Source organism: Streptomyces lienomycini, assembly GCF_027947595.1.
Taxonomy (GTDB): Bacteria; Actinomycetota; Actinomycetes; order Streptomycetales; family Streptomycetaceae; genus Streptomyces; species Streptomyces lienomycini.
In genome coordinates, this window is sequence record NZ_CP116257.1 from 4,516,988 (window position 1) to 4,533,876 (window position 16,889).

Annotated in this window: 14 protein-coding genes; 10 read left to right on the top strand and 4 right to left on the bottom strand. The window is 72.4% G+C overall.

Features of this window, described 5'->3' with window-relative positions; genetic code table 11:
• Positions 1–3: 3 nt before the first annotated feature.
• The 3 genes from BJ961_RS20455 to BJ961_RS20465 form a co-directional block, all read right to left on the bottom strand.
• Positions 4–1,035, bottom strand: a complete 1,032-nt coding sequence (locus tag BJ961_RS20455; protein ID WP_271414237.1) for an SDR family oxidoreductase — start codon at positions 1,033–1,035, stop codon at positions 4–6.
• Positions 1,032–2,834: a thiamine pyrophosphate-requiring protein gene (locus BJ961_RS20460; protein WP_271414238.1), complete on the bottom strand. Its 1,803-nt coding sequence runs from the start codon at positions 2,832–2,834 to the stop codon at positions 1,032–1,034. The genes BJ961_RS20455 and BJ961_RS20460 overlap by 4 nt, the downstream gene beginning before the upstream one ends.
• A 117-nt stretch (positions 2,835–2,951) precedes the next feature.
• On the bottom strand, positions 2,952–4,019 hold the full coding sequence (locus BJ961_RS20465) for a LacI family DNA-binding transcriptional regulator (RefSeq protein ID WP_381160749.1): 1,068 nt from the start codon (positions 4,017–4,019) through the stop codon (positions 2,952–2,954).
• A gap of 210 nt (positions 4,020–4,229) precedes the next feature.
• On the opposite strand from BJ961_RS20465, the gene BJ961_RS20470 reads away from it, so the two are divergent.
• From BJ961_RS20470 to BJ961_RS20490, 5 genes are all read left to right on the top strand, one after another.
• Entirely contained in the window at positions 4,230–5,156 is a 927-nt protein-coding gene (locus BJ961_RS20470) for a carbohydrate ABC transporter permease (RefSeq protein ID WP_271414239.1), read from the top strand.
• 7 nt (positions 5,157–5,163) lie between these two features.
• Positions 5,164–6,114 (top strand): carbohydrate ABC transporter permease, encoded by a 951-nt coding sequence (locus BJ961_RS20475; RefSeq protein ID WP_271414240.1) that lies wholly within the window; start codon positions 5,164–5,166, stop codon positions 6,112–6,114.
• A 76-nt stretch (positions 6,115–6,190) separates the two neighbouring features.
• The gene (locus BJ961_RS20480) at positions 6,191–7,546 is read left to right on the top strand and encodes an ABC transporter substrate-binding protein (RefSeq protein WP_271414241.1); all 1,356 of its coding nucleotides are present in this window, start codon (positions 6,191–6,193) and stop codon (positions 7,544–7,546) included.
• Between the two features lie 26 nt (positions 7,547–7,572).
• Positions 7,573–9,618: a beta-galactosidase gene (locus tag BJ961_RS20485; RefSeq protein WP_271414242.1), complete on the top strand. Its 2,046-nt coding sequence runs from the start codon at positions 7,573–7,575 to the stop codon at positions 9,616–9,618.
• Positions 9,619–9,780: 162 nt separating this feature from the next.
• Complete coding sequence (locus tag BJ961_RS20490; RefSeq protein ID WP_271414243.1) at positions 9,781–10,572, top strand: SAM-dependent methyltransferase; 792 nt, start codon at positions 9,781–9,783, stop codon at positions 10,570–10,572.
• An 18-nt stretch (positions 10,573–10,590) separates the two neighbouring features.
• On the opposite strand, the gene BJ961_RS20495 is transcribed toward BJ961_RS20490, so the two are convergent.
• Positions 10,591–10,776, bottom strand: a complete 186-nt coding sequence (locus BJ961_RS20495; protein ID WP_271414244.1) for a hypothetical protein — start codon at positions 10,774–10,776, stop codon at positions 10,591–10,593.
• A 157-nt stretch (positions 10,777–10,933) separates the two neighbouring features.
• Here BJ961_RS20495 and BJ961_RS20500 point away from each other — a divergent pair, with 157 nt between their 5' ends.
• The 5 genes from BJ961_RS20500 (at position 10,934) to BJ961_RS20520 (ending at position 16,833) form a co-directional block, all read left to right on the top strand.
• Positions 10,934–12,115 (top strand): spore photoproduct lyase family protein, encoded by a 1,182-nt coding sequence (locus tag BJ961_RS20500; protein ID WP_271414245.1) that lies wholly within the window; start codon positions 10,934–10,936, stop codon positions 12,113–12,115.
• Positions 12,116–12,234: 119 nt separating this feature from the next.
• Positions 12,235–12,798 (top strand): MSMEG_1061 family FMN-dependent PPOX-type flavoprotein, encoded by a 564-nt coding sequence (locus BJ961_RS20505; protein WP_271414246.1) that lies wholly within the window; start codon positions 12,235–12,237, stop codon positions 12,796–12,798.
• Positions 12,799–12,900: 102 nt separating this feature from the next.
• Positions 12,901–13,764: an ABC transporter ATP-binding protein gene (locus BJ961_RS20510; RefSeq protein ID WP_271414247.1), complete on the top strand. Its 864-nt coding sequence runs from the start codon at positions 12,901–12,903 to the stop codon at positions 13,762–13,764.
• Positions 13,761–14,744 (top strand): iron-siderophore ABC transporter substrate-binding protein, encoded by a 984-nt coding sequence (locus tag BJ961_RS20515; RefSeq protein WP_271414248.1) that lies wholly within the window; start codon positions 13,761–13,763, stop codon positions 14,742–14,744. Before BJ961_RS20510 ends, BJ961_RS20515 begins: the two co-directional genes overlap by 4 nt.
• A 7-nt stretch (positions 14,745–14,751) precedes the next feature.
• Positions 14,752–16,833, top strand: coding sequence for an iron ABC transporter permease (locus BJ961_RS20520; protein WP_271414249.1), 2,082 nt, complete (start codon positions 14,752–14,754; stop codon positions 16,831–16,833).
• The last annotated feature ends 56 nt before the right edge of the window (positions 16,834–16,889 follow it).

The following is a 16,889-nucleotide window of genomic DNA, read 5'->3' on the forward strand; positions in this document are numbered from 1 at the left end:
CGGTCAGCCGGCGCTCCGGCGCAGGCCGACCGTGAGCGCCGCGGCGGCCGCCCCGGTCACGGCGGTGGCCAGGGCCAGCGGCCGGCGGTGCCGGGAGAGCCAGAACTGCAGGCTGTGCGGGTGGGCCTCGTCGTCGAAGACGCCGTGGGCGCCGTAGTCGTCCGGGGCGGTGTCGTCCGGCGGCTTCCAGAGGTTGACCGGCCGTGACGGGTCGACGGGGTCGCCGGTCTGCTGGCCGTCGTAGCCGGTGCGGGCCAGATAGCGGTCGAGGAGCCCCGGTGCGAGCTTCTGGCCCAGCAGCGTGGCGACGGTGGAGCCGCCGACCCAGTACATGCGCCGCTCGGGATGGTCGGCGGCGTAGAGCACCGCGTCGGCGGCGATCTCCGGCTGGTAGACGGGGGCCACCGGGCGCGGGTGGCGGGGCAGTCGGCTGAGGACCCAGCTGAACTGGGGCGTGTTGAGCCCCGGCATCTGGACCATGGTCACCCGTACCCCGCTGCGGTCGTGCAGCAGTTCGCAGCGCAGCGACTCGGTGAACCCCTGGATGGCGTGCTTGGCCCCGCAGTAGACGGCCTGGAGCGGGACGCTGCGTTCGGCCAGGGCGGACCCGACCTGGACGATGGTGCCGCGGTCGCGCGGCGTCATGCGCCGCAGGGCGGCCTGGGTGCCGTGGACGAAGCCGAAGTAGGTGACCTCGGTGGCCCGTTTCAGCTCCTCGGGCCGGATCTCCGCCACGGGGGCGAAGACGGTCGAGAAGGCGGCGTTCACCCATACGTCGATGGGGCCCAGCTCTTCCTCGATCCGTCCGGCCGCCGCGTCCACGGCCTCCGGGTCGGCGACGTCCACGACCAGGGGCAGCGCGCTCCCGCCGGCGTCGCGGACCTCCTGGGCCGCCCGTTCCAGGGCGTGCTCGCCCCGCGCGAGCAGGGCCACCGCGGCCCCGCGGGCGCCGAAGGCGCGGACGGTGGCCCGGCCAACGCCGCCGGTCGCGCCGGTGACGACGACGACCCGGCGGCTGTGCCGCGCGCCGCTCACTTCTTGCCCCGGCCGGAGAGGTGCTCGGCGTACTCGGTGAGCTTCTGGCGTACGCCCTTGGTGGCGATGCCGGTGGCCTCGGGGTCGTGCAGGGCGGCCTTGACGGCCTTCTTGCCCTGCTCCTTCATGATGTGCGGCGGGATCGGCGCGATCTCCGCGTCCACCTTGAACTCCAGGACCACGGGCCGGTCGGCGGCGAGTGCCTCGTCCCAGGCGGCGCCGACCTTCTTGGGGTCGTCGCAGACGATGCCCTTGAGGCCGAGGAGTTCGGCGTAGGCGGCGTAGGGGACGTCGGGGATGTCCTGGGAGCCGGGGTACTTGGGGTCGCCGGCCATGGCGCGCTGTTCCCAGGTGACCTGGTTGAGGTCCTGGTTGTTGAACACGCAGAAGATGAGCGGCGCGGGTCCGGACAGGCGGTCCAGGTAGCGCTTGACGGTGATCATCTCGTTCATGCCGTTCATCTGGAACGCGCCGTCCCCGACGAAGGCGATGACCGGCCGGTCCGGGTAGGCGAACCGCGCGGCGATGGCGTACGGCGTGCCCGGACCCATCGTGGCCAGCGTGCCGGACAGCGAGGCGCGCATGCCCTCGCGGAGCTTGAGGTGGCGGGCCCACCAGTTGGTGCCCGAGCCGGAGTCGGCCGACAGGATGGCGCCGTCCGGCAGCCTGGAGGACAGTTCGGCGGCGACCGACTGGGGGTTGATCGTCTTGCCGAAGTGCTCGCCGGCCCAGCGGTCGCACAGGTCGTTCCACTCCCGGACGTCCTTCTCGATCTTCTCCCGCCAGCCGCGGTCCTTCTTGCGTTCGAGCATCGGGATCAGGGCGCGCAGCGTCTCCCTGGAGTCGCCGACGAGGTGGGCGTCCATGGGGTAGCGGATGCCAATCATGCGGCCGTCGATGTCGATCTCGACGCCCTTGGCCTGTCCCTCCTCCGGCAGCCACTCCGAGTAGGGGAAGCTGCTGCCGACCATGAGCAGGGTGTCGCAGCCCTGGATCATGTTGTCGCTGGCCTTGCTGCCGAGCAGCCCGATGGGGCCGGTGACGTAGGGCAGGTCGTCGGGCAGGACCTCGCGGCCGAGCAGGGCCTTGGCGACACCGGCGCCGAGCAGTTCGGCGACCTCCTTCACCTCGGCCTCCGCCTTCGCCGCGCCCTGGCCGACCAGCATGGCGACCTTGCCGCCCGCGTTGAGGATGTCGGCGGCCTTGCGCAGTTCGTCGAGGTCGGGCAGGACCCTCGGCCGGCTCCAGCCGACGCTGGAGAAGACCGAGCCGTGCTCCCTGGGCGGGGAGGGCTGGGCCTCCTCCTCCTGGATGTCGTTGGGGATGATGATCGTGGCGACCCCGCGTGTGGTGAGCGCGGTCTTGAAGGCCCGGTCGATCACGTGCCGGGCCTGGCCGGGATGGACCACCATCTGGCAGAACTCGGAGACGTCCGCGAACAGTTGGTCGAGGGCGATCTCCTGCTGGTAGTGGGTGCCCAGCGACAGCCGCTTCTGCTGGCCCACCACGGCCACCACGGGCTGGTGGTCGAGCTTCGCGTCGTACAGGCCGTTGAGCAGGTGCACCGCGCCGGGTCCCGAGGTGGCGATGCAGCAGCCCACCTCGCCGGTGAACTTGGCGTGCGCGCAGGCCATGAACGCGGCCATCTCCTCGTGCCGGGCCTGGATGAACTCCGGGTCCCCGTCGGCGCGGTCGAAGGCGCCGAGCAGACCGTTGATGCCGTCACCGGGATAGCCGTACACCCGCTGGACGCCCCACTCGGACAGGCGCTGGAGGACGTAGTCGGCGACTTGGCTCATGGGGCTCTCCCGGGCATGTGGAGGACAACGGTCGGCTTGTGGGGTTTCCCGCCCGGCCGCCCCCAAACCGGCGCTCCGTCCCCTTCGGCCGCCCCGCGCCCGCCGCCCCCGCGCCCCTCACGTCCGCGGCGGCGCCGTGCTCGCCCGGGTCACCAGCCGGGTCGGCACCAGGGTCGTGCCCCGCTCCGGGCCGCCCTCGCGCATCTGGCGCAGTACGGCCCGCACGCACAGCCGCCCGACCTCGGCGAAGTCCTGGTGGACGGTGGTCAGCGGAGGCAGGAAGGAACCGGCCTCGGCGATGTCGTCGAAGCCGATCACGCTGACGTCCTCGGGCACGCGCCGGCCGCGTTCGTGCAGGGCGCGCAGCAGGCCGAGGGCCATCTGGTCGTTGGCCGCGAAGACGGCGGTGCACTCGTCGCGAGCGGCGAGTTCGAGGCCGGCCCGGTAGCCGGACTCCGCCGACCAGTCGCCCCGGACCAGCGGCGGCGGGGTCCGGCCGGCCTCGGTGAGCGTGTGCCGCCAGGCGTCGGTGCGGCGCTGGGCGGCGAAGGAGCCCTCGGGGCCGCCCAGGTGCCACACCGTGTCGTGCCCGAGGTCCAGCAGATGGCGCACGGCGGCGCGGCTGCCGCCGGCCTGGTCGGTGTCGACGACCGTGTAGTGGTCGCCGGCGTCGGAGTCGACCACGACGACCTGGACGTGGGGCGGCAGGGTGAGGGAGGCCGCGTCCAGGAGGTGGACCTCCATGATGACGACGACCGCGTCGACGGCCAGCTCCTCCAGCCGCGAGAACGCGCCGCGCACCTCGTCCTGGGTGGGGACGGCGACCGGGAGGAGGGTCACCGCGTACCCCTCGCTCGCCGCGGAGGTGGCGATGGCCTCCAGGGTGCGCACGTTGCCCGTGGTGCCCAGCGTGAAGGTGATGACGCCGATGGTGCGGAACTCGCCGCGCTTGAGGGCCCGGGCCGCGCTGTTGGGCCGGTAGCCCAGTTCCTTCATGGCCGCCAGCACCTGCCGCCGGGTCTCCTCGGTCACGCCCGCGTAGCCGTTGGAGACACGGGAGACGGTCTGCGAGGAGACCCCCGCGAGCCGGGCCACGTCCGCCATGGACGCCGTGGGCACCCGGCCGGCGCGTCGGCGGCGCGTGCCCGCGTCCCGCGCGCCCGCGACTCCCTCAGCCGTCTCCACTGCCCTCAGCCACCTCTCCGCCACTGCCCGATTCCCGGCCCACGAAGGACCCTTGACCGTCGTCCTCGGGGCAGTGTAGACATGCCGCCATCAAATGTTTACGTAAACATACCAGCCCCGAAACCCGCCCTGGGCGCTTGCCGCGGTGCGCGATGTTTACGTAAACAGGGCGGCTCCCGAAGCTCCGGGACGGGACGAGCGAGGACGACGATGACGACGCTGCAACCGCCGGCCGCCGCAGGGCCGCATCCGGCCCCACCCCCGGTGCGGCGGGACCGCCGCTCCTGGGCGGGGTGGGGCTTCCTCGGACCCTTCGTGGCCGTCTTCGCCCTGGTGTTCCTCGCACCGATCGCGTACTCGGTCTACCTGAGCCTCTTCCGCGACCAGCTCATCGGCGGGACCACCTTCGTCGGCCTGGACAACTACGCCGAGGCGCTGCGGGACGACCGGTTCTGGGCCTCGCTGGGCCGGGTCTCCCTCTTCCTCGCGGTGCAAGTGCCGATCATGCTGGGCATCGCGCTCCTGGTGGCCCTCGCGCTGGACAGCGGGCGCCTCTACGGCCGGGACTTCTTCCGCATCTCGATCTTCCTGCCGTACGCCGTGCCCGCCGTGGTGGCCACCCTGATGTGGGGCTTCCTGTACGGCACCCGCTTCGGCCTGGTCGGCGACATCAACGGCGCGCTCGGTGTCTCGCTGCCCGACCCGCTCTCCCCCGGCCTGGTGCTGGCCTCCATCGGCAACATCGTGACGTGGGAGTTCGTCGGCTACAACATGCTGATCTTCTACTCGGCGCTGCGCGTCGTCCCGCACTCGCTGTACGAGGCGGCCCAGATCGACGGCGCCGGCCAGATCCGCGTGATCACGGCCATCAAGCTCCCGGCCATCCGCGGGGCCCTGGTGATCGCCACGATCTTCTCGATCATCGGCAGCTTCCAGCTCTTCAACGAGCCCAGCATCCTGCAGCCGCTGGCGCGCAACGCCATCACGACGGACTACACGCCGAACTACTACACGTACTCGCTGTCCTTCAACGGACAGCAGCACAACTACTCCGCGACGGTCGCCATCGTCATGGGGCTGATCACCATGGTCATCGCCTACGTCGTGCAGCTGCGCGGCATGCGCAAGGGAGTGTGAGGCAGCGATGCCCAGTCCCGTCGCCACCGTCTCCGACCGGTCCGCGCCCGAGCGGTCCGGCACCCCGGGCCCCGTCCCCCGGCTGCGTACGTCCCGGCGCCGGCACTCGGCCGACAGGCCGCGGCGCAGCGTGCTGCTGACCGTGCTGACCTCCCTCGTACTGCTGTACAGCCTGGTGCCGCTCGTCTGGCTGGCCATCAGCGCCACCAAGACGCAGGAGGGGCTGTCCCGTTCCTTCGGCCTCTGGTTCGACGGCGACTTCGCGCTGTGGGACAACATCGCCGAGACGTTCACCTACGACGACGGCGTCTTCACCCGCTGGCTGCTGAACACCCTGCTGTACGTGGGGCTGGGGGCGGGCGGGGCCACCTTCCTCGCCGTGCTCGGCGGCTACGCGCTCGCCAAGTTCGACTTCCCCGGCCGGCGTGCCGTCTTCGCCGTCGTCATCGGCGCGGTGGCCGTACCGGGCACGGCACTGGCGGTACCGACCTTCCTGATGTTCAGCGAGATGGGGCTGACCAACACCCCGTGGGCGGTGGTCGTCCCGTCCCTGATCTCGCCGTTCGGTCTCTATCTGATGTGGGTGTTCGCCACCGAGGCCATCCCGACCGAGCTGATGGAGGCCGCCCGCATCGACGGGGCGGGCGAGGTGCGCACGTTCTTCCGGGTGGCCCTGCCGCTGCTGGCGCCCGGCATCGTCACCGTCCTGCTGTTCACCATGGTCGCCACCTGGAACAACTACTTCCTGCCGCTGATCATGATCAAGGATCCCGACTGGTATCCGCTGACCCTGGGCCTGAACAGCTGGAACGCCCAGGCCGCGACCGCGGGCGGCGAGGCCGTCTTCAACCTGGTCGTCACCGGGTCGCTCCTCACCATCCTGCCGCTGATCGCCGCGTTCCTGCTGCTCCAGAAGTACTGGCAGTCCGGTCTCGCCGCCGGAAGCGTCAAGGAGTAGCGCTCCCCCGCCCCTCACAACCCCGCCCATCCCCGACCGGTGCCGGTTCCGGCCACGAAGAAGTGGAAGCACGCCCATGCCCACACACCTGCCCCAGCACGCGCGCCGCCTCCTGCGCGGCACGGCCCTCGTCTGCGCCCTCGCCCTCGGGGCGACCGCCTGCGGCGACTCCGACGACGGGGGGTCGAGCGGGAAGGCCGTCTCCGAGGCGGACATACAGGCGGCCCTCAAGGAGGGCGGCACCATCACGGTGTGGGCGTGGGAGCCCACGCTCGAGCAGGTCGCCGCGGACTTCGAGAAGGCGCACCCGGGCGTCAAGGTCGACCTGGTCAACGCAGGCACCAACAAGGACGAGTACACGGCCCTGCAGAACGCGGTCTCGGCGAAGAAGGGCGTCCCGGACGTCGCCCAGATCGAGTACTACGCGATGGGCCAGTACGCCCTGACCAAGCAGCTCACCGACCTGAAGTCCTTCGGCGCCGACAAGCTGTCCGCCCAGTTCTCCCCGGGTCCGTGGAACGGGGTGAAGGCCGGTTCGGACGGCGTCTACGCGCTGCCGATGGACTCCGGTCCGATGGCGCTGTTCTACAACAAGAAGGTCTTCGACACGTACGACATCGAGGTGCCCACCACCTGGGCCGAGTACCTGGAGGCCGCCCGCGACCTGCACAAGGCCGACCCGAAGGCGTACATCACCGCCGACAACGGCGACGCCGGGTTCGCCACCAGCATGCTCTGGCAGGCCGGTTCGCGGCCCTACACGGTGAACGGCACCAAAGTGAACATCGACTTCTCCGACCAGGGTGCCAAGACGTTCACCGACACCTGGCAGCAGCTCATCGACGAGAAGCTGCTCGCCACCGTCCCCGCCTGGACCGACGAGTGGTACAAGGGCCTGGCCGACGGCAGCATCGCGACGCTGGCGACCGGCGCGTGGATGCCCGCCAACCTGGAGTCCGGCGCGAAGGCGGCGTCCGGCGACTGGCGCGTCGCCCCGCTGCCGCAGTGGACCGCGGGCGGCAAGGTCAGCGCCGAGAACGGCGGCAGCGCGCTCGCGCTGCCGGAGCTGGGCGGGAACGAGGCGCTGGCGTACGCCTTCGTCGAGTACGCGAACGCGGGTGACGGCGTGCAGACCCGCCTGAAGAACGGCGCCTTCCCGGCCACCACCGCCGACCTGCAGTCCACCAGGTTCCAGGACACCGCGTTCCCGTACTTCGGCGGCCAGAAGGCCAACAAGATCTTCGCCGAGTCGGCCGCGGACGTCCCCGACGACTGGTCGTACCTGCCCTACCAGGTCTACGCGAACTCGGTCTTCAACGACACCGTCGGCAAGGCCTACGTCTCGGGCACCACGCTGGCCGAGGGCCTGAGGTCGTGGCAGGAGGCATCGGTGAAGTACGGCGAGGAGCAGGGCTTCACCGTCGAGAAGTAGCGCACGCCCCCACCGGAAGGACCGCCATGATCTCCACCCTCCACTCCCGCCTCCACCGCGGGGCGGACGGCGTGCCCGCCGCCCGTCTCGCCTTCGGAGCCGACTACAACCCCGAGCAGTGGCCGCGGGAGGTGTGGGAGGAGGACGTCCGGCTGATGCGCGAGGCCGGCGTCACCATCGTGTCGCTCGGCATCTTCTCCTGGGCCCGGATCCAACCGGGCCCCGACACCTGGGACTTCGCCTGGCTCGACGAGGTCATGGACCTGCTGCACGCGCACGGCGTCGGCGTCGACCTGGCCACCGCGACCGCCTCCCCGCCACCCTGGCTGACCACCGCGCACCCGGAGATCCTCCCGGTCACCGACCGGGGCGAGACGCTGTGGCCGGGAGCGCGCCAGCACTGGCGCCCGACGTCGCCCGTCTTCCGGGAGCACGCCCTGCGCCTGGTCCGCGAGTTGGCGACCCGCTACGCCGGTCACCCGGCGCTGGTCGCCTGGCACGTCAACAACGAGCTGGGCTGCCACAACGTCCACGACTACTCCGACGACGCGGCCCGCGCGTTCCGTGGCTGGCTGCGCGCCCGGTACGGCACTACGGACGCCCTCAACCACGCCTGGGGCACGGCGTTCTGGTCGCAGCGCTACAGCGACTGGGAACAGGTCCTGCCGCCCCGGCTGGCGGCCTCGCACCCGAACCCGACCCAGCAGCTGGACTTCAAGCGGTTCTCCTCGGACGCGCTCAAGGACCACCTGCGCGCGGAGCGGGACCTGCTGCGGGAGCTGACCCCCGACGTCCCCGTCACCACCAACTTCATGGTGATGCCCGGCACCAAGGGCATGAACTACGCGGACTGGGCCGGCGAGGTGGACTTCGTCGCCAACGACCACTACGTCGTGCCGGGCCCGCAGGCCCGCGACGAGCTGTCGTTCTCGGCGAACCTCACCAGCGGCATCGCGGGCGGCCGCCCCTGGTTCCTGATGGAGCACTCCACGAGCGCCGTGAACTGGCAGCCCGTCAACCTGGCCAAGCGGCCCGGTGACCTGGCCCGTGACTCGCTCACGCACGTCGCGCACGGCGCGGACGCGGTCTGCTTCTTCCAGTGGCGCCAGTCGGCGGCCGGCGCGGAGAAGTACCACTCGGCGATGGTCCCGCACGCCGGCGCGGACAGCGACCTGTTCCGCGCGGTCACCGCGCTCGGCGACACCCTGAAGGCGCTCGCGCCGGTCGCCGGGAGCGAGCGGGAGCCCGCCGAGGTCGGCATCCTCTTCGACTGGGAGTCGCGGTGGGCGAGCGAGCAGGACTCGCACCCCACCTCCCTGCTCGACTACCACCAGGAGGCGCTCGACTGGTACTCGGCGCTGCTGTCCCTCGGCGTCCGCGCCGACGTCGTCACCACCGGCGCCGACCTGAGCCGCCACCGGGTGCTGATCGCGCCGGTGCTGCACCTGGTCCCGGCCGAGCTGGCCAAGGACCTCACGCGCTACGCCGAGCAGGGCGGGCACCTGGTCACCACGTACTTCTCCGGTGTCGTCGACGAGAACGACCACGTGTGGCTCGGCGGCTATCCGGGCGCCCTGCGGGACCTGCTGGGCATCCGCGTCGAGGAGTTCGGCCCGCTGCCCGCCGGGCAGGGCGTGGAGCTGGACGACGACAGCACCGGCGGGCTGTGGACCGACCACGTGACCGTCACCGCGCCCGAGACCGAGGTCCTCGTCCGCTACCGCACCGGTGCGTACGCGGGCCGCCCCGCGGTCACCCGGCGCGGCGCGGGCGGCGGTTCGGCCGCGTACGTCTCCACCCGGCTCGGCGCCGAGGGGCTCGCCGCGCTGCTGCCGCGGCTGCTGGAACCCGCCGGGGTGAGGAGCGAGCTGCCCGCCGGGGTTCGCGGTTCGGTCGAGGCGACCGTGCGCCGGGGTCCCGGCGGCCGGTTCCTGTTCCTGGTCAACCGGACCGACGAGACCGTCACCGTCCCGGGGATCACCGGCGAGGTCCTGGTGGGGGCCACCGATGACGAGGGCGCGGTCGTGCTCGCGGGCCGGGGTGTCGCCGTCCTGCGCGGGCCCACCGGCTGAGCGCCCGCCACCGACTCCCCGGAGCGGCGCACACCGCTCCGGGGGCCCTTCCCGGCATGATCGGCAACTCCCCTCGGCCGAAGGGGGCGTGGCGCGGTGACACCGCAGTACGATGATCGAAAACTGCGGCGGAGCGTCACCTCCCGGAGCACGGAGCCTGCCATGACGACGGAACACACCCAGCCTCCCCACATCGACACCGGCCGGGCCCACCCCGCGCGTGTCTACGACTGGCTGCTGGGCGGCAAGGACAACTACCCGGTCGACGAGGCGGTGGGCGAGACCCTGCCGCCCGAGGCGCGGGACGCGGCGCGGCAGAACCGCGCGTTCATGAACCGCGCGGTGGCGCACCTCGCCGCTCGGGGCATCGACCAGTTCCTGGACATCGGCACGGGCATCCCGACCGAGCCGAACCTGCACCAGATCGTGCAGCGGGCGGTGCCCACGGCGCGGGTGGTGTACGCCGACAACGACCCGATCGTGCTGCGGCACGCGGAGGCGCTGCTGGTCAGCAGCCCGGAGGGGGCCACCGACTACATCCAGGCCGATGTCCGCGAGCCGGCCGAGATCGTACGGCACGCCCGGGGGATCCTGGACTTCGACCGGCCGATCGCGCTGTCGCTGATCGCCCTGATGCACTTCGTCCCGGACGACCAGGACGCCCACGGCATCGTCCGGGGACTGGTCGAGACCCTTCCCCCGGGCAGCCACCTGGTCCTCTCGCACGCGGCGATCGACCTCTTCCCCGAGCTGGCCGAGCAGGTGATCGCGCAGTACGCCAAGGGCGGCATCCGCCTCGGGTTCCGCACCCGGGCGGAGGTGGCCCGGTTCTTCGACGGGCTGGAAATGGTGCCGCCGGGGCTGGTCACGGCGACCGAGTGGTCCGGCGAGGGCCTGGAGCCGCCCGCGCCGGAGGAGAGCGGTATCTACGCGGGCGTGGCGCGCATCCCCTGACGGGGCCGTGGGCGCGGCTCAGCGGCGGCGCCCGCGCGTCGCCCAGCCGCTGCCGACGCCGGCGACGTGCAGGGCCAGCAGGGCGAGGCCGATGAGCATGACGTTGGTGGAGGTGAAGATGTCGTTGGTCGAGACCTCCGCCGCGTTGATCAGCCAGGCGATGAGGAACAGAACCGCCGCGATGATGGCGAGCACGGTGTACATCCCTTCGGATCGGCGGCACCGGGCCGGTGCCGTGTCACGCGTATGCCCCCGACGCGGTGCGTGACACGGCGGAAGGTGCCCGGCGCTTCGTACAGTGGGGGGAGCGGACCGCGGCCGAGCCGCCCGGTCCCTCCCGCACTCTCGTCCCGGAGCCCTCATGCACGACCCGTCCACCGCGCCGGACGACGGCTCCGGCACGCTGTTCGGCCTCGACGCCCTGGCGTCCGGTCCGGCGGCCGCCGCGCCCGCCGCCGGACCGCTCCTGCGGGACTCGGCCGCCGCCCGCCGGCTGCTGCCGGTGCGGGAGATCCACGCCGAGCCGGCGGCCGCCGCCTCCCCGCGCGGCCGGCAGGTCCTCGCCCGGTTCCCCGACGCCCGGGTGGTCGAGGTGGACTCCCACTGGGGCATCCCCGGGCTGCACGGCAACGAGGGCAACGTCGAGCGCTGGGTGCGCGTGAAGGGCGAGACGCTCGTGCTGGGCGAGCGCAAGACGCTGACCACCCGCCCCAACGGCCGCTCCGCGGACTGGATCGCGCCGGGCGCCTCCAACGGCTGCGCGATGGCGTGCGCCTACTGCTACGTGCCGCGTCGCAAGGGGTACGCCAATCCCGTCACCGTCTTCACCAACATCGACCGGATCATCGCCCACCTCGGCCGGCACATCGCCCGGCAGGGTCCCAAGCGCGAGCCGAACCAGTGCGACGCCGACGCCTGGGTCTACGACGTCGGTGAGAACGGCGACTGCTCGGTGGACGCCCTGATCTGCGACAACACCGCGGACCTGGTGCACGCCTTCAGGCAGTGGCCGACGGCCAAGGCGTCCTTCGCGACGAAGTTCGTCAACCCCGACCTGCTCGCCCTCGACCCGCGCGGCCGGACCCGGATCCGCTTCTCCCTGATGCCGCCGGACGACTCCCGGCTGCTGGACGTGCGCACCTCGCCGGTCGCCGAGCGCATCGCCGCCGCGGGCGACTTCCTGGACGCCGGCTACGAGGTGCACTTCAACCTCTCCCCCGTGGTCGTACGGCCCGGCTGGGAGGATGCCTGGACGGAGCTGCTGCGGCACCTCGACGACGTCCTGCCGGACCGGGTCAAGCGGCAGGCCGCCGCCGAGGTGATCATGCTGACGCACAACCGGGACCTCCACCAGGTCAACCTCGGCTGGCACCCGCGCGCCGAGGAGGCGCTGTGGCGGCCGGAGATCCAGCAGGCCAAGCGCTCCGAGAGCGGCGGGCTCAACGTGCGCTACCGGGTGGACGTCAAGGCGGAGGCGGTCGCCCGGCTCCGCGCGCTGGTCGCCGACCACACGCCGTGGCTGCGGATCCGTTACGCCTTCTGAGGCGGCCCACCGGGTACAGCCACCGGGTCTTAGGTAAGGCGAACCTAAGATCGGATAATGTTTCGCGTGCAATCACCATTCGAAGCGCACGCCTTCGAGAGCACACCCGGGAGCCGGCCTTGGCACACACGATCGACGCGACCACCGACCGGCCGGGCACCGCCTCCGAGGAGGGCTGGGTCGAACTCGCGTCGCACGGACAACTGCGCGAGCTGCTGGGCGAGCCCTGGCCCGTCGTCATCGACAAGGTCCACGACCGGCTCACCGACCTGGACCGGGACATCCTGGCCCGCTCCCCCTTCTGCCTCCTGGCCACCGCCGACGCGGGCGGCGACTGCGACGTCTCCCCGCGCGGCGACGCCCCCGGATTCACCCACGTGCTCGACTCCCGCACCCTCGCCCTGCCGGACCGGCCGGGGAACCGGCGCGGGGACAGCTTCCACAACATCCTCGACAATCCGCACGCCGCCCTGCTCTACCTCGTCCCGGGCGGCAAGGACGTACTGCGGGTCAACGGGCGGGTCCGCATCCTCACCGACGCGCCGTTCTTCGACGCGATGGCGCGGGACGGAAGGCGGCCGGACCTCGCGCTGCTCCTGGAGATCGACGAGATCTACCTCCACTGCCCGCAGTCCCTGAACCGGGCGGGTCTGTGGAAACCCCAGTCGTGGCAGGCGAGCTGAGCGGTCCGGCCGGCCGGGCGGCGAGCGACGGAGCGATCGCCCCGGTCGCCGGGTGAGCCCCGCCCTCACCAGCACTGCTTAGGTTAGGCTAACCTTCACTGCGTGAGATCAGGTGAAGACGCAGCCGGTATCCCGCGCCTGCGCGGTCATGAACTGCTCGCGACGGGCGTGACCGTCGCCTACGACGGGGTCGACGTCCTGCACGACGCGGCGGTCCGCCTCAGGCCCGGCGAAGTGACCGTCCTGGTGGGCCCCAACGGCAGCGGGAAGTCGACGCTGCTGCGGACCGTCGCGCGGCTGCAGCGGGCCCGCAGCGCCACGATCGGCCTCGACGGCACCACCGACGCGCTGGCACTGACGCCCCGTGATTTCTCGCGGTACGTCGCCCTGCTGACCCAGGGACGCCCGACGCCGGGCGGGCTGACCGTACGGGACGTCGTCGAGTTCGGCCGCTACCCCTACCGGGGCCGCTGGGGGCGGCCCGACCCGGGCGGCCCGGCCGCCGTCGACCGGGCGCTCGCGCTCACCGGCGTCGACGCTCTCGCCGACCGCGGCGCCGACCACCTCTCCGGCGGGCAGTTGCAACGGGTGTGGCTCGCGAGCTGCCTCGCCCAGGAGACCGGCGTCCTGCTGCTGGACGAACCGACCACCTACCTCGACCTGCGCTACCAGGTCGAACTCCTCGACCTCATCCGGGACCTGGCGGACGACCACGGCATCGCCGTCGGCGTCGTCCTGCACGACCTCGACCAGGCGGCGGCCGTCGCGGACCGGATCACGCTCCTCGAAGCGGGCCGGATCGTCGCCGACGGCCCGCCCGAGGACGTGCTGACGCCGGAACGGCTCACCGCCGTCTACGGCATCCGCATCGACGTCGACACCGACCCCCTCACCGGCCGGCTGCGCACCCGCCCGATCGGCCGCCACCACATACGCACCCCCGAAAGGCTCGGCACCACCTCATGAGACGCCTCCTGCTCACCGCGGCCGCCACCACCGCCGCGGCGCTCACCCTCGCCGCCTGCGGCACCACCGAACCCGCCGCCGACAAGACGGAGAAGAAGGCCTCCGAGGCGATCACGCTCAAGGACGGCAAGGGCACCGAGGTCAAGCTCGACGGACCGGCCACCAAGGTCGTGGCCACCGAGTGGAACGTCGTCGAGAGCCTCGTCTCGCTCGGTGTCGACCCGGTCGGCGTCGCCGACGTCAAGGGCTACAAGACCTGGGACAGCGCCGTCCCGCTGAAGAACGAGCCGAAGGACATCGGCACCCGCGGCGAGCCGAGCATGGACACCGTCGCCTCCCTCGCCCCGGACCTCATCGTCGCCACCACCGACCTCCCGCCGGCCGCGGTGAAGCAGCTGCGCGAGGTCGCCCCGGTGATCGAGGTGACGTCCGCCGACGGCACCGGCCAGATCGACCGGATGCTGGACAACGTCGACCTCATCGCCCAGGCCACCGGCACCACGGACAAGGCCGAGGCGCTGCGCGAGGACTTCGAGGCCAAGGTCGCGGAGGGCAGGAAGGCCCTCACCGACGCCGGGGCGGCCGGCAAGCCCATCGCCTTCGCCGACGGCTACGTCGCCTCCAACCAGATCTCGATCCGCCCGTACACCGCCAACTCGCTCATCGGCGAGGTCAACGAGGCGATCGGTCTGGAGAACGCCTGGACGGTCGAGGGCGACGAGGCCTACGGCCTCGGTGCCACCGATGTCGAGGGCCTGACCAAGCTGCCGAAGGACACCCGGTTCGCCTACATCGGCAACGACGAGGACGCGAGCGCCACCCCGTTCACCGGCCCGCTGGCCGAGAACGCGGTGTGGAAGTCGCTGCCGTTCGTGAAGGCCGGGGAAGTGCACCGCCTCGACGACGGCATCTGGATGTTCGGCGGTCCCGGGTCGATGGAGGCGTACATCGACGCCGTCGTCGGCGCGCTGACGAAGTAGCGAGGCCATGGCCGTCACCGCAACCGAACCCACGACCGATCCGGCGGCCCGTCCGCCGGCGGCCCCCACGTCCCGGTCGGGCGCGGCCGCGGTGACGGCCGGGATCGTCCTGCTGGTCGCCGTACTCGCCGTCGTCGACATCACCCAGGGCACCGCCGCCGTCGGACCGTCCGAGGTCCTCAAGGCCCTGACCGGGCAGGCCGCCGCGGACGACGCGTCCGTCGTCGTCGCCTCCCGGCTGCCCCGCATGACCGCCGGGCTCCTGGTCGGCGCCGTCCTGGGGGCGGCCGGCGCCGTGCTCCAGGCGGTCAGCCGCAACGTACTCGCCTCCCCGGACACCCTCGCGGTGAACGCGGGTTCCTACCTGGCGCTGGGACTGGTGGGCGCCACCGGCGTCTCACTGCCGATGATCGCCTCCTCCGGCGTCGCCTTCGCGGGCGGTCTGGCGGCGGCGGCCGTCGTGCTCGGACTGTCCGGCCTCGGCACGGGCACCGTCCGCCTCGTGCTGGCCGGCACCGCGCTGATGCTGGGCCTGAACTCCATGACGCAGGCGTTGCTGCTGCTCTTCCCGGAGCAGACGAAGGGCCTCTACGAGTGGAACCAGGGCAGCATCGCCCAGAACGGCTTCGACGGCGTCCTGCAGATGCTGCCGATCGCCCTGGCCGGCCTGGCCGGGCTGATGCTGACGGCTCGCCGGGTGGACGCGCTGGCTCTCGGCGACGACACCGCGCGCGGTGTCGGCGTCCCGGTGCGGGCCACCCGCGTCACGGTCGTCGTGCTCGCGGCGCTGCTGTCCGCCGCCGCGGTCACCCTCGCCGGGCCCATCGGCTTCGTCGGCCTGTGCGCCCCCGCCCTGGTGCGTCCGCTCGCCCGACGGTTTCGCGGCCTCACCCGCTCCCGTACGGCCGTGCCCGCGGCGGCGCTCACCGGCGCGGCGCTGGTGCTCGGTTCGGACGTGCTGCTGCGGGCCCTGATCGCGGACCCGCGCGCGGTGTCCGTGCCCACGGGTGTGGTCACCAGCCTGGTCGGCGCCGTGTTCCTGGTCGCCATGGCACTGCGGGTGCGGGACACCGCCGGGGCCGGGGCGCCGGACCGGCTGCGGACCCCCGGCCGGGGAGTCTTCCTGGCCACGCTCACCGCCCTGGCCGTGGTCCTGGTGGGGCTCGTGATCGCCGCCGTGCTGGTGGGCGACAGCAAGCTGCTGCTGGGTGACGTGGTCAACTGGGCCCAGGGCCAGGCCGGGCGGACCGTCTCCTTCGTACTGGACACGCGGGTGCCCCGGGTGCTCGCCGCGCTCTCGGCGGGGGCGGCGCTCGCCCTGGCGGGCACCCTCGTGCAGGCCGTCACCCGCAACCCGCTCGCCGAACCGAACGTCCTCGGCGTGACCGGCGGTGGCGCGCTGGGCGCGGTGATCCTGGTGACCACCGTGCCGGCCGCCGGGACGTGGGGCGTCGCCGGTGCCGCGTTCGCGGGGTCCGCGGTCACCGCGGTCGTCGTCTTCGGCCTCGCCGCCCGGGGCGGTTTCCGGCAGAACCGGCTGGTCCTCGTCGGCATCGGCGTGGCGTCCGGGACGGCGGCGCTGATCAGCCTGCTGATCGTGCTCACCGACCCGTTCAACGCCAACAAGGCGCTGACCTGGCTGTCGGGTTCGACCTACGGGCGGACCATGCCGGACGTCGTGCCGGTGGCGCTGGCCCTGGTCGTCGGCATCGGCGTGGCCGTCGCCCGGCGCACCGAGCTGGACCTGCTCTCGCTGGACGAGGACACGCCGCGGCTGCTCGGCCTGCGGCCGGCTCGGGGCCGCCTCGGGTTCCTGGTGCTGAGCGTCGTCCTCAGTTCGACCGCCGTGGCCTGCGCGGGCACGATCGGCTTCGTCGGCCTGGTCGCCCCGCACGCGGCACGCGCCCTGGTGGGCCGGCGGCACGTGCGGGTGGTGCCGGTCGCGGTCCTGCTCGGCGCCACGCTGGTGTGCGCCGCCGACCTGCTGGGCCGTACGGTGATCGCCCCGGCCCAGCTCGGCGCGGGCCTCATGACGGCGGTGATCGGCACGCCGTACTTCCTGTACCTGCTGGTGCGGAGCCGTCGCTAGACGACGCCGGGAAGGAAAACCGGGTGCTCCCGGGACCGCGGCCCCCGTACGGTGCC

What these genes read in the sequence shown, in the direction of transcription:
- BJ961_RS20480 (WP_271414241.1), top strand. Translation starts at nt 6,191, where the DNA reads ATGCCCACACACCTGCCCCAGCACGCGCGCCGCCTCCTGCGCGGCACG.
- BJ961_RS20500 (WP_271414245.1), top strand. Translation starts at nt 10,934, where the DNA reads ATGCACGACCCGTCCACCGCGCCGGACGACGGCTCCGGCACGCTGTTC.
- BJ961_RS20490 (WP_271414243.1), top strand. Translation starts at nt 9,781, where the DNA reads ATGACGACGGAACACACCCAGCCTCCCCACATCGACACCGGCCGGGCC.
- BJ961_RS20475 (WP_271414240.1), top strand. Translation starts at nt 5,164, where the DNA reads ATGCCCAGTCCCGTCGCCACCGTCTCCGACCGGTCCGCGCCCGAGCGG.
- BJ961_RS20515 (WP_271414248.1), top strand. Translation starts at nt 13,761, where the DNA reads ATGAGACGCCTCCTGCTCACCGCGGCCGCCACCACCGCCGCGGCGCTC.
- BJ961_RS20495 (WP_271414244.1), bottom strand. Translation starts at nt 10,776, where the DNA reads ATGTACACCGTGCTCGCCATCATCGCGGCGGTTCTGTTCCTCATCGCC.
- BJ961_RS20460 (WP_271414238.1), bottom strand. Translation starts at nt 2,834, where the DNA reads ATGAGCCAAGTCGCCGACTACGTCCTCCAGCGCCTGTCCGAGTGGGGC.
- BJ961_RS20520 (WP_271414249.1), top strand. Translation starts at nt 14,752, where the DNA reads ATGGCCGTCACCGCAACCGAACCCACGACCGATCCGGCGGCCCGTCCG.
- BJ961_RS20485 (WP_271414242.1), top strand. Translation starts at nt 7,573, where the DNA reads ATGATCTCCACCCTCCACTCCCGCCTCCACCGCGGGGCGGACGGCGTG.
- BJ961_RS20470 (WP_271414239.1), top strand. Translation starts at nt 4,230, where the DNA reads ATGACGACGCTGCAACCGCCGGCCGCCGCAGGGCCGCATCCGGCCCCA.